We start from the raw sequence: 11,500 nt of genomic DNA, 5'->3' as shown, positions 1-11,500 counted from the left end.
CATTCGCCATGGATGGCACGAAAACCCTGGGAAATCACTTCGAAGGTGTTGCTGCCCGCTACCTTGCCAGCCAGGGCGTGCAGATCCTTGAGCGCAACGTCTACAACCGCGGCGGTGAGATCGACCTCATTGGCCGTGAGGGCGAGACTCTGGTGTTCTTCGAAGTCCGTTACCGGGGTCCCGGCAGCCTGGTTGATCCCGCAAGCTCCATCAATTACCCGAAACAGAAACGACTGATAAAAGCGGTTTCGTTTTATCTGCATCGGCATGGCCTCTGGAACTCAGTTTCACGGATTGATGTGGTTGCCATCAGCCCGGGTACCGTCAAAAAATACCGGGTACAATGGATCCGGAATGCAATTCTGGCAGGATAGTGAAACCGACGATGACCGACACCGAACACCAGATCAACCAGTGGTTCGCAAGCCACATGGAGCACACAGCCCAGGCGGCAAGCACCGCCGGCCCCGCCATAGAGGATGCGGCTGATGCATTCGTGGCGACCCTGCTTCGGGACGGCAAAATCATCACCTGCGCCAATGGCAACGCCAACATTCTGGCCCAATACTTCTGCACTTCGCTGCTTAACCGGTTTGAGCAGGACAGGCCCGCCCTGCCCGCCATCAACCTCGGGGCGGATGCCACCACGTATTCCGCCATCTGCCGGGACAACCGGTTCAACGACACCTTCTCCCGCCAGGTCCGGGCAATCGGCAAGCCCGGCGACCTGCTTTTCGTCATCGTTGACGATGGGCACAAAGCCAACCTTATACAGGCCATTCAGGCCGCTCACGACCGCGAGATGAGTGTTGTGGTGCTCAGCGCAAGGGAAAAATCGGATATCACCTCACTCATGCATCCGGAAGACCATGAGATCGCACTCAATGACCTGAGCCCTACAGAGGCGACCCCGCTGTTACTTCTTATTATTAACGCCCTGTGCGGGCTGATTGATGGCAAGCTTTTCGGGGGATGAAAAAATGCCAGCGGACGCTGGCATTCGAGGCAAGGCGGGCGATTACTTGACGACTTTGAGCGTCGGCCTTCCTGACGGCCGCTCCTCCTGTCCGGAGGCAGACTGCCCTCCGTCGCGCTCACGACCAGCGCCATCAGGGTCCGGCGAGCCAGGCTCACTCCCGAAGACCATGCCCTCGCCGTTTTCCTTGGCATAAATAGCCATCACCGCCTGCAGAGGGATGAACACCTGCATGGGCACACCGCCGAAGCGGGCACTGAACTCGAGCGCACCATTACCAATAACCAGGCCACGGACCGCACCAGAGCTGATATTCAGAACAATCTGCCCGTTCGCCACATGCTCGGTGGGCACCTGCACACCCTGAACGCCGGCATCCACCACAATGTAGGGCGTGCAGTCGTTGTCCAGAATCCACTCATTGAACGCACGCACCAGGTAAGGACGGCTGGACGTCATGGTGTTTTTACTCTCAGCCACTGCCACTCTCCTGCTCCGACCAGCGGAACTTTGCCAAATCAGCGCCAAATCAGCTGCGAATGTCTTCTTCCCGGTCAGAAAGGCTTGCCTTGAAGCCTTCCCGGCTGAAAATGCTGTCCATATATTTCTGCAGCGGTTTGGCCTGCTTTTCGTTCAGGTCAATACCCAGCGCCGGGAGCCGCCACAGAATCGGTGCAATGCAGCAATCCACAATCGTGAACTCTTCCGACAGGAAGAAAGGCATTTCACCGAACAGTGGTGCAGTTGCCAACAGGCTTTCCCGCAGCTCCTTGCGTGCCGCCTCGGAGGCTTTCGCATTCGGCTGGGCCAGAATCCGGTCGACCAGACCACACCAGTCTTTCTGGATCCGATGAATCATCAGCCGGCTATTGGCCCGAGCCACCGGATAAACGGGCAATAATGGCGGATGCGGGAAACGCTCGTCGAGATACTCCATCATGATATTCGGCTCATAGAGCACAAGATCACGATCCACCAGTGTCGGCAGGGCGTTGTACGGATTCAGGTCGGCCAGTTCGGCCGGAGGATTGTCCGGATCCACATCAACGATATCAACGGTGACACCCTTCTCGGCAAGAACGATACGAACCCGGTGGCTGTAGTGGCTGGCCGGATCTGAGAAGAATGTCATTGATGACCGCTTGGTCACAACGCCCATAGAACTACCTCACGAGTAAACAAACCGAAATGATCCTGAAAAAACGCAAAAATCCAGCGGGCCGGTTAGTGCCCGCTGGAACTCAGGGGACGGGATTATACCCTATTTCTCAGTGTACGTCCTTCCAGTACTCACGATTAAGCAGGTAAGCGAACACAAAGAAGATGGCCACAAAGATCAGGACAAAAATCCCCAGACGCTCCCGCTCCAGCTTGACCGGGTCAGCCATGTAGGTCAGGAAGTTGGTCAGATCATACATAGCCTGGTCAAACTCGGCGCCGGTCATGCTGCCTTCAAGCGCGAACTCGGGGCAGGTATTCGCGTTATTGATGTTGCCGCTGAGCGGCTCGACGCTGGCCTCAACACCGATGTGCGGCTTCACGGCACAGAGGCCCTGAAGCCCCACCAACACGTGCGGCATACCTACTGCCGGGAACACAACGTTGTTAACACCAAGCGGGCGCGACTCGTCCTTGTAGAAGCCACGAAGATAGGAATATACCCAATCATCACCACGCAGGCGTGTTTCCAGGGTCAGATCGGGCGGCGGCGCACCGAACCAGTCGGCCGCCATATCCTTGTTCATCGCGTTCTTCATCAGCTCGCCAATCTTGGCACCGGTAAAGATCAGGTTCTCCTCATAGAGCTCTACAGGAATCCCCAGGTCGTCCGCAACCCGCTTGTAACGGGCGTATTCCATGGAGTGGCACCCCATGCAGTAGTTGGTGAACGTGGTTACACCACGCTGCAGGGATGCCTTGTCAGTGTGATCCGGCTCAAACTCATCCAGATGCATCTCTGCGCCAGCTGCCAGCCCGAGCGCCGGCAGGATTGCGATGAAAAGACCAAAAATCAGCTTTCTCATTATCCTGTCACCCTCTCTGGTACTGGCTTGGTTTTCTCCATGCGCGTGTAGAACGGCATCAGAATGAAGTAGAGGAAGTAGACCGCCGTCAGTATCTGGGCCACGGTGGTCCGCCCCGCTGTCGCCGGCACGAGGCCAAGGTAGCCAAGCACCACGAAGCTCACCGCAAAAACGGCGAGAGCGATCTTGCTCAGCCAGCCCTTGTAGCGAATAGAGCGAACCGGGCTTCTGTCCAGCCAGGGAAGGACGAAGAGAATGGCGATGGCACCGCCCATGACGACCACACCCCAGAACTTCGCGGGCAGACCGAACAGGTCAATGGTTACCGCACGTAGCATGGCGTAGAAGGGCGTAAAGTACCAGACCGGTGCAATGTGAGCTGGCGTCTTCAGCGGGTTGGCCGGCTCAAAGTTCGGCTTCTCCAGGAACAGACCGCCCATTTCCGGGAAGAAGAACACCACAACGAAGAAGATGAAAAAGAATACCGCAACGCCCAGCAGATCGTGAACGGTGTAGTAAGGGTGGAACGGGATACCGTCTTTGGGAATGCCATTCTCATCCTTGTTCTTCTTGATTTCGATACCGTCCGGGTTATTCGAACCCACCTCATGCAGGGCGAGGATATGCAGTACAACCAGGCCCAGCAGTACGATCGGCAAGGCAACCACGTGCAGCGCGAAGAAACGGTTCAGGGTAATACCGGAAATCAGATAATCACCGCGAATCCACAGGGACAGGTCTTCGCCGATAACGGGAATCGCACCAAACAGGTTAACGATAACCTGGGCACCCCAGTAGGACATCTGGCCCCAGGGAAGGAGATAGCCCATGAACGCTTCAGCCATCAGCACCAGGTAAATCAGCATACCGAAAAGCCAGATCAGCTCGCGGGGCTTCCGGTAAGAGCCGTACATCAGCCCCCGGAACATGTGGAGATAAACCACAATGAAGAATGCGGAGGCACCGGTTGAGTGAAGATAGCGGAGCAGCCAGCCCCATTCGACATCACGCATGATGTACTCAACCGAAGCAAAGGCGTTTTCCGCGGAGGGGTTGTAACTCATGGTCAGCCAGATACCGGTAACCAACTGGTTCACCAGCACGAGCATGGCCAGGGAGCCAAAGAAGTACCACACGTTGAAGTTCTTCGGCGCGTAATACTTGGCCAGGTGCTTGTTCCAGGCTTCAACAATCGGCAGACGCTCGTCTACCCAGTTAATGAGCTTCTGCATTACGCTGCCTCCGGGTCAAGACCAATCGTCAGGGTCACGTCATCGTCGTAACGATAAGGCGGCACTACCAGGTTGAGGGGAGCTGGTTGCGCCTCAAAAACCCGACCGGCAAGATCGTACTTGGAACCGTGACACGGACAGAAAAAACCGCCGAGCCAGGCCTCGCCCAGATCTTCCGGGGATACTTCAGGACGATAGGACGGAACACATCCAAGATGGGTACAGATGCCGACCAGCACTGCGATCTCGGGCTTGAGGGCCCGGTAGATACCATCGATGTACGGCGGCTGCTGAGGCGCCTTCGACTGAGGGTCTTTTACCTCCTCGTTCAGCTTCTTGATGTTCTCCAGCATGGTCTCGGTACGGCGCACGAGCCAGACCGGCTTGCCCCGCCATTCCACCGTAACCTGCTGACCCGGCTCAATCTTGCTGATATTGACGGTTACCGGTGCACCGGCTGCCTCCGCTTTGGCACTGGGGTTCCAGGATGCCACGAAAGGAACGGCCGCACCGACGACGCCGACTCCACCCACCACAGACGTAGCACCGATCAGAAACCGGCGCCGGCCTTGGCTCACGTCGCCATTACTCATTATGGTTTTCTCCCATCAGGCGATGTCACAGCCTGCAATTCAGCCGGCAATGTGCATCAAAAAGGACTTCATAACCCAAAAATGTAAGCGCCCAAATGGTAATGAAATTACCAGGGCCTTACAAGTCGGAAAGCCGCCACTGGCGCCTCATCCCTGCTCCAGATCAATTTGCTGGCAAATCGTCCGGCCATAAAAAAACCCGACCAAAAAAGGCCGGGTTTCCGGGATCTCTGCTCCAGCGATATTAACGCTTGGAGTACTGAGGACGCTTACGCGCCTTGCGCAGACCCACTTTCTTACGCTCAACTTCACGGGCATCACGGGTAACGTAACCCGCTTTGCGCAGCGCCGGGCGCAGAGTTTCATCGTAATCCATCAGGGCGCGGGTCAGACCGTGGCGAATAGCGCCGGCCTGGCCACTGATACCACCACCCTTGACAGTAATGTTGATATCGAAACGATCGGTGGATTCAGCCACTACCAGCGGCTGACGAACGATCATGCGCAAAGTCTCACGACCGAAGAAATCTTCGATAGTGCGACCGTTGATGGAAATATTACCGCTTCCCGGCTTGATAAAGACTCGAGCCGTGGATGTCTTGCGGCGACCAGTACCGTAATTTTGTGCTACAGACATATCCGCCTTCCGTTAAATGTCGAGTTCTTTGGGCTGCTGGGCTGCGTGAGGATGCTCAGCGCCGGCATAGATTTTCAGCTTCTTGAACATGGCGCGGCCGAGCGGACCCTTGGGAAGCATGCCTTTGACAGACTTCTGGATAACTTGCTCGGGCGCCTTGTCGACCAGCTTCTCGAAGTTGATGGATTTGATTCCACCCGGAAAGCCGGTATGACTGTAATACATCTTGTCAGATGCCTTGTTGCCGGTAACCCGCACCTGGCTCGCATTGATCACAACAATGTAATCGCCGGTGTCTACATGGGGGGTATACTCAGGCTTATGCTTGCCCCGCAGACGACGGGCGATTTCGGTTGACAGACGACCCAGCGTCTTGCCGGCTGCGTCTACAACGTACCAGTCACGTTTTACTGTTTCTGGTTTCGCACTCAGAGTCTTCATTGATTCCGCCTTGAACGCTATATAAGAAACGTTAAAAAACCGCCACCGGTAAATGCTTGGCATCCGGAGGGGTTTCTCTACCTGTTAAATGGTCGGCAGCGACACTATTCGGGGCTGAGATAGTGGCGTCGCCTTGAAAAGCCAGGGCGCGAAGTATACTCGAACCATCCTGGAAATCCAACCATGTGTTTCGCTGTTTCGTTATTCCCCTATACCGTCTGGTGGCCAGCCATATAATCTCGACACATTATCCGTCAGAGCCTGCGCCAGGGCCTCCTGCCCCACCCCGCGAATCCGGGCGAGCGAGTCCAGAATCTGCGGCAGGAAAGCCGGAGAGTTCCGCCCCGGCGGAACGCCTTCAGGGGACATATCCGGCGCGTCTGTCTCCAGCACCAGTGATTCCGTGGGCAGCCTCGAGATGGCTTCCCGGGTTTTGCGGGCCCGGGGGTGGGTGATCACACCGCCAACACCGATAAAACAGCCGAGATCGACCAGTTTTTCAGCCTGCTGAAAACTTCCTGTGAAACCGTGAACCAGGGCCCGGCCGGTCCATTGCATGCGCCTGAGCAGGCCATGCACCTCGTCATGGGTTTTCACCGAGTGAATGACCAGGGGCAGGTTCATTGCGGACGCCAGTCCGACCTGAGCCTCAAACCAGGGCCATTGAGCCTCAAGACGACCCCTGAGCCGATCCAGCCCACATTCCCCGAGAGCCACACAACGTTCCGGCTCACTCCTCAACAGGCGCTCAAGCTCCGCGAGGTCCCCCTCGGAATGCTCCTCCACAAACCACGGGTGTACGCCCAGGCAGTAAAACAGGCCGTCGTGGGCCAGTGCCGTTTGCCGGACCCTGCCCCAGTCCGGCTGGCGCACGCCGGGGATAACCAGATGACTGACGCCGCGCGAGCGGGCCAGTTCGAGCTCCGCCTCGCGACGGCCGTCAAACTCCGGGAAGTCAAAATGGCAATGGGCATCGACCAGTTGCAAGGTCACCTCCACTCGGGCGCTGTCAATGCTCCCGGGTCTTGTGGAACTTGATGTCGGGATAGCGCTCCTGGGTCAGATTCAGGTTGACCATGGTCGGTGCAATGTAGGCCAGCCTGTCGCTGCCGTCCAGGGCGAGGTTGTCGTTGTTCTTGCGCTGGAACTCATCGAGCTTGCGCTCGTCGCTGCACGTCACCCAGCGGGCAGTGGCAACATTGATCGGCTCGTAGACCGCCTCCACCTTGTACTCGCTCTTGAGACGACTGACCACCACGTCGAACTGCAGCACGCCGACGGCGCCAACAATAAGATCGTTGTTGCGGAAGGGCCTGAATACCTGCACGGCCCCTTCTTCGGACAGCTGGATCAGCCCCTTCTGGAGCTGCTTGGCCTTGAGCGGATCCTTGAGACGGATTCGGCGGAACAGCTCCGGAGCGAAGTTCGGTATCCCGGTAAACTTCATGTCGTCGCCGGCGGTGAAGGTATCGCCCAACTGGATGGTGCCATGATTGTGCAGCCCGATGATGTCACCGGCAAAGGCCTCTTCGGCATGTTCCCGGTCGCCTGCCATAAACGTCAGGGCGTCGGAAAATCGCACCTCTTTGCCTATGCGCACATGGCGGGCCTTCATGCCCTGACTGTACCGGCCGGACACAATGCGCAGGAACGCCACACGGTCGCGGTGCTGGGGATCCATGTTCGCCTGGATCTTGAAAACGAAGCCCGAGAAGCCCTCTTCCGCCGGCTGCACCACCCTCTGGTCCGTTGCCCGGGGTTGCGGCTGCGGCGCCCAGTCCACCAGACCGTCCAGCATATGATCGACGCCAAAGTTGCCCAACGCCGTACCGAAGAACACCGGCGTCAACTCGCCGGCCAGAAAAGCCTCTTGGTCAAATTCATGGGATGCGCCTTTAACCAGTTCGATTTCATCGCGCAGGTCAGCGGCATAAGCCCCGATCGCCTGCTCCAGCTCCGGGTTATCAAGCCCCGGGATGACGCGTCTCTCCTGAATGGCGTGGCCCTGGCCGGACTTATAGAGAACCACTTCATCCCGCAGCAGATGGTAGACACCCTTGAAGCTCTTGCCCATGCCGATCGGCCAGGTAATCGGCGCGCAGGCAATTTTCAGAACCTCCTCGACCTCATCCATCAATTCGACCGGGTCCCGGGTATCCCGGTCCAGCTTGTTCATGAAGGTGATAATGGGGGTGTCACGCAAGCGGGTAACTTCCATCAGCTTGATGGTCCGCTCCTCAACACCCTTGGCACTATCGATGACCATCAGACAGGAATCGACCGCCGTCAGCGTACGATAGGTGTCTTCGGAGAAATCCTCGTGTCCCGGCGTATCCAGCAGGTTCACCAGCTTGCCACCATAGGGAAACTGCATGACCGACGTGGTCACGGAAATACCGCGCTCCTTTTCCATTTCCATCCAGTCCGACTTGGCATGCTGGCCGGACTTTTTCCCCTTGACGGTCCCCGCCTTCTGAATCGCCTGGCCGAATAACAGGACTTTTTCGGTAATGGTGGTTTTACCGGCATCCGGGTGCGAGATAATTGCGAAGGTGCGGCGCTTGGCCACTTCCTGGGAAAGGTTAGACATAGTTGAAGAGCAACCTGAATCTGATGTGCTGGAAAAGGCCGCTATTATAGGGCTTAAGCGGCGGTTACGCGAACACAGCCGGTGCCGGTTACCGGCCGAGCCCGAGAGCCATCACCCGGGCATCCTCCCGACCACTGGCCGCCGGATAGTACCCGGGGCGACGACCGATTTCCCGGAATCCCTCGACTTCATATAGGCCAATGGCCGCTTCATTGCTGGCTCTCACCTCCAGCAAAAGCTTTGACATGCCCTCGCGGGAGGCGGCCGACAGCAGATGCCTGAGAAGCTGCCGGCCAATACCCTTGCCGCGCACCTGGGGGTGCGTGCAGATATTCAGGAGGTGTGCTTCATCGACCATATAGGCGACAACCGCATACCCTGCAAGAAATTCACCATGGCAGACGGCCCAGAGGCGATAACTGTCCTTGAAACAGTCAAGAAATACCGCTTCGCTCCATGGATAGGAGTAGCCCTGACGCTCAATATCCAATACCGACGGAAGGTCCGCCGGAGACAGCGGCCGGACAAGAAGATCAGTCGCCATCACCCTTCGGTAGAGGTCCGGACAGGGCATCACTGGCCCGCCAGAGGCTTGAGCTGATGCCAGAGCGAGCGCTTCAGGGCGGGATTGCCGGCAAGTTGTGCGAGGGAGTGTTCGAACCTGATCGCCGCATCACGGCCCAGTGCTTCGGTCAGCCAGTCGTGTCCGGATCCGGTCTCGATGCCCAGCACAACGACTTTCTGGCCACTCAGCCCGGCCAGAACACTCTGCATCAACTCGGCAAGGTCTTCGCTGGTATTGCCGGGAACCAGAAGATTATTGAACACAGGCCAGCGTATGCGACCCAGGACAGGAGTTTCCTGTTCGCCCAGGCTCTTGAGGATATTCAACGCCAGATTTTCCTGAAGCCGGTTACTGGCATCGGCCGACATGTCGGCGATCAGGGCGACATTGGTGCCCGCCCAGAGCATCAGGCTGACCTTCTCGACTTCGCCTGCCTGCACGGGGCCAGCTGCTTCGATTACCGGAGCTGGTTCCGGCGCATCCTGGCTGGCCGTAATGGCAGCTCCGGGCTTCGGGGCCTCACGGGCGTCTCTTTCTCGAGCTGCGCGACCACCCTCCATCAGGGCCTGCAGATCGGCGATACGTGCGGCACCGTCATTACGATCTCCGCCCGGCGTTACAGGCTGGCCGCCCCTAACCGAATGCGCGCCGGGCCGGACCGCCGGCTCGGAGGTTGGCAGCGGAGCCTCAGCAGCAGCCTTGCATGGGAATTCAAATTCCGGGCTGGGTGCGGCGCCCGGCAGCGACTGCCTGGCATACCACAAGCGTATACCTGCCGCCCCGAGGTAAAACTGTCTCTCAGCTTCAGCCCGAATCATTGAGCACGCCTGTACTGCCCGGGAAACTGGAGTATCTCAAACATCGGCCACCTGTGGATGCTGCCGAATGCCACCCTTGCTGATCAGATTAAGGGCTTCAATATAGGCTTTGGCGGACGCCGCGATGATATCCGTATCGGCCCCGACGCCATTTACAATGCGGCCGCCACGCGCAAGGCGCACCGTAACCTCGCCCTGGGCATCCGTTCCGCTGGTGATATTGTTGACGGAGTAAAGCTGAAGATTGCAGCCGGAATCCACCAGGGATTCAATTGCCTTGAACGTGGCGTCAACCGGGCCACTTCCTTCGGCTTCAACCTTGTGTTCCTTGCCGTCCACCGTCAGCGTCAGTGTTGCTCTGGGTACCACTCCGGTTTCCGAACAGACCTGCATACAGACCAGTCCGTACCGACCATCCTCTTCTTTCTGGCGGGTGTCACTGGCAATTGCCTGCAGGTCTTCATCGAAAATCTCGTGCTTCAGGTCAGCAAGTGCCTTAAACCGTGTGAACGCCTCATTCAGCTCTGTCTCGGTTTCAAACTGGATTCCCAGTTCAAGCAACCGGGTACGGAACGCATTCCGGCCGGAATGCTTACCCAGCACCAGGCTATTGGTGTGCCAGCCAACATCCTGGGCACTCATGATTTCATAGGTCTCACGATGCTTGAGGACGCCGTCCTGATGGATGCCGGACTCATGTGCAAAGGCGTTGGCGCCCACAATCGCCTTGTTGGGCTGAACGGGAAAACCGGTGATGGTCGACACAAGACGCGATGCCGGCACGATATGCTCAGCGTCAATTCGGGTATCTATATGGAACAGATCCTGGCGGGTACGAACGGCCATCACGATCTCTTCCAGCGCAGCGTTTCCGGCTCGCTCGCCCAGGCCATTTATGGTGCACTCTACCTGGCGGGCGCCCTGGGACACTGCTGCCAGGGAGTTAGCCACAGCCAACCCCAGGTCGTTGTGGCAATGCACCGAAAAGATCGCTTTATCGGCATTGGGGATACGGTTCAGAAGTTGGCGGATCGTTTCACCAAACTGCTCGGGTATGGCGTAACCCACGGTATCCGGGATATTGATGGTGCGAGCACCGGCATCTATGGCCGCCTCAATAATACGGCACAGGAAATCCAGTTCCGAGCGGCCAGCGTCTTCGCAGGAGAACTCCACGTCGTCGACATGGCTTCGGGCCCTCTTGACTGCCCGGACAGCCTGCTCGACAACTTCGTCAGGCTGCATCTGCAGCTTGTATTTCATGTGGATCGGGGAGGTGGCAATAAAGGTATGAATACGGCCCCGCACAGCAGGCCGTATGGCCTCTGCGGCACGATCGATGTCTGTATCGAGCGCGCGGGCGAGACTACAGATGGTTGAATCTTTTATCGACTCCGCAATGGATTTGACCGCCTCAAAATCACCCTGGCTGGCAATGGCAAACCCCGCCTCGATGACATCGACACGAAGCCTTTCCAGCGCCTTGGCAATACGAAGCTTCTCCGCCTTGTTCATGGTGGCGCCCGGACTCTGCTCGCCATCACGGAGCGTTGTGTCAAAGATGACCAGATGATCAGTTGCAGGCATGGGCAGGCTCCATTCAGAGATTAAATTCGCTATGGGG

The 11,500-nt window shown here is 57.6% G+C and carries 14 protein-coding genes; 2 read left to right on the top strand and 12 right to left on the bottom strand.

Annotated elements, in window-relative coordinates:
* The first annotated feature begins 8 nt into the window (after positions 1–8).
* Positions 9–374 (top strand): YraN family protein, encoded by a 366-nt coding sequence (locus msub_RS20225; protein ID WP_048497892.1) that lies wholly within the window; start codon positions 9–11, stop codon positions 372–374.
* A gap of 11 nt (positions 375–385) precedes the next feature.
* Positions 386–976, top strand: coding sequence for a D-sedoheptulose-7-phosphate isomerase (locus msub_RS20220; RefSeq protein ID WP_048497891.1), 591 nt, complete (start codon positions 386–388; stop codon positions 974–976).
* 42 nt (positions 977–1,018) lie between these two features.
* Here msub_RS20220 and msub_RS20215 read toward each other — a convergent pair whose 3' ends face one another.
* The 12 genes from msub_RS20215 to msub_RS20160 all read right to left on the bottom strand — a co-directional run bounded on the left by msub_RS20215 (position 1,019) and on the right by msub_RS20160 (position 11,463).
* Positions 1,019–1,435, bottom strand: a complete 417-nt coding sequence (locus tag msub_RS20215; protein WP_227506896.1) for a ClpXP protease specificity-enhancing factor — start codon at positions 1,433–1,435, stop codon at positions 1,019–1,021.
* A gap of 70 nt (positions 1,436–1,505) precedes the next feature.
* A complete protein-coding gene (locus tag msub_RS20210) occupies positions 1,506–2,135 on the bottom strand; it encodes a glutathione S-transferase N-terminal domain-containing protein (RefSeq protein ID WP_048497889.1) in 630 nt (209 codons plus the stop codon).
* Positions 2,136–2,244: 109 nt separating this feature from the next.
* Positions 2,245–3,000: a cytochrome c1 gene (locus tag msub_RS20205; RefSeq protein WP_048497888.1), complete on the bottom strand. Its 756-nt coding sequence runs from the start codon at positions 2,998–3,000 to the stop codon at positions 2,245–2,247.
* Positions 3,000–4,232: a cytochrome b gene (locus msub_RS20200; protein ID WP_048497887.1), complete on the bottom strand. Its 1,233-nt coding sequence runs from the start codon at positions 4,230–4,232 to the stop codon at positions 3,000–3,002. The genes msub_RS20205 and msub_RS20200 overlap by 1 nt, the downstream gene beginning before the upstream one ends.
* The gene (gene petA, locus msub_RS20195) at positions 4,232–4,825 is read right to left on the bottom strand and encodes a ubiquinol-cytochrome c reductase iron-sulfur subunit (protein WP_048497886.1); all 594 of its coding nucleotides are present in this window, start codon (positions 4,823–4,825) and stop codon (positions 4,232–4,234) included. The genes msub_RS20200 and petA overlap by 1 nt, the downstream gene beginning before the upstream one ends.
* A gap of 244 nt (positions 4,826–5,069) precedes the next feature.
* Positions 5,070–5,462 (bottom strand): 30S ribosomal protein S9, encoded by a 393-nt coding sequence (gene rpsI / locus msub_RS20190; RefSeq protein ID WP_008176554.1) that lies wholly within the window; start codon positions 5,460–5,462, stop codon positions 5,070–5,072.
* Between the two features lie 12 nt (positions 5,463–5,474).
* Entirely contained in the window at positions 5,475–5,903 is a 429-nt protein-coding gene (gene rplM / locus msub_RS20185; protein ID WP_048497885.1) for a 50S ribosomal protein L13, read from the bottom strand.
* Between the two features lie 201 nt (positions 5,904–6,104).
* Complete coding sequence (locus tag msub_RS20180; protein ID WP_048498050.1) at positions 6,105–6,890, bottom strand: TatD family hydrolase; 786 nt, start codon at positions 6,888–6,890, stop codon at positions 6,105–6,107.
* Between the two features lie 22 nt (positions 6,891–6,912).
* Positions 6,913–8,493 (bottom strand): peptide chain release factor 3, encoded by a 1,581-nt coding sequence (gene prfC, locus msub_RS20175; RefSeq protein ID WP_048497884.1) that lies wholly within the window; start codon positions 8,491–8,493, stop codon positions 6,913–6,915.
* An 88-nt stretch (positions 8,494–8,581) separates the two neighbouring features.
* Positions 8,582–9,037 carry a ribosomal protein S18-alanine N-acetyltransferase gene (gene rimI / locus msub_RS20170; protein WP_227506868.1) on the bottom strand — a complete coding sequence of 152 codons (456 nt, stop codon included), beginning with the start codon at positions 9,035–9,037 and terminating at the stop codon, positions 8,582–8,584.
* A 29-nt stretch (positions 9,038–9,066) separates the two neighbouring features.
* Positions 9,067–9,876 (bottom strand): hypothetical protein, encoded by an 810-nt coding sequence (locus msub_RS20165; protein WP_048497882.1) that lies wholly within the window; start codon positions 9,874–9,876, stop codon positions 9,067–9,069.
* Positions 9,877–9,912: 36 nt separating this feature from the next.
* Positions 9,913–11,463, bottom strand: a complete 1,551-nt coding sequence (locus msub_RS20160) for a 2-isopropylmalate synthase (protein WP_048497881.1) — start codon at positions 11,461–11,463, stop codon at positions 9,913–9,915.
* Positions 11,464–11,500 lie beyond the last annotated feature (37 nt).

The organism is Marinobacter subterrani (genome assembly GCF_001045555.1).
Classification (GTDB): domain Bacteria; phylum Pseudomonadota; class Gammaproteobacteria; order Pseudomonadales; family Oleiphilaceae; genus Marinobacter; species Marinobacter subterrani.
The sequence above is the reverse complement of the archived record's forward strand: the minus strand, read 5'-3'. Positions and strand labels throughout refer to the sequence as shown.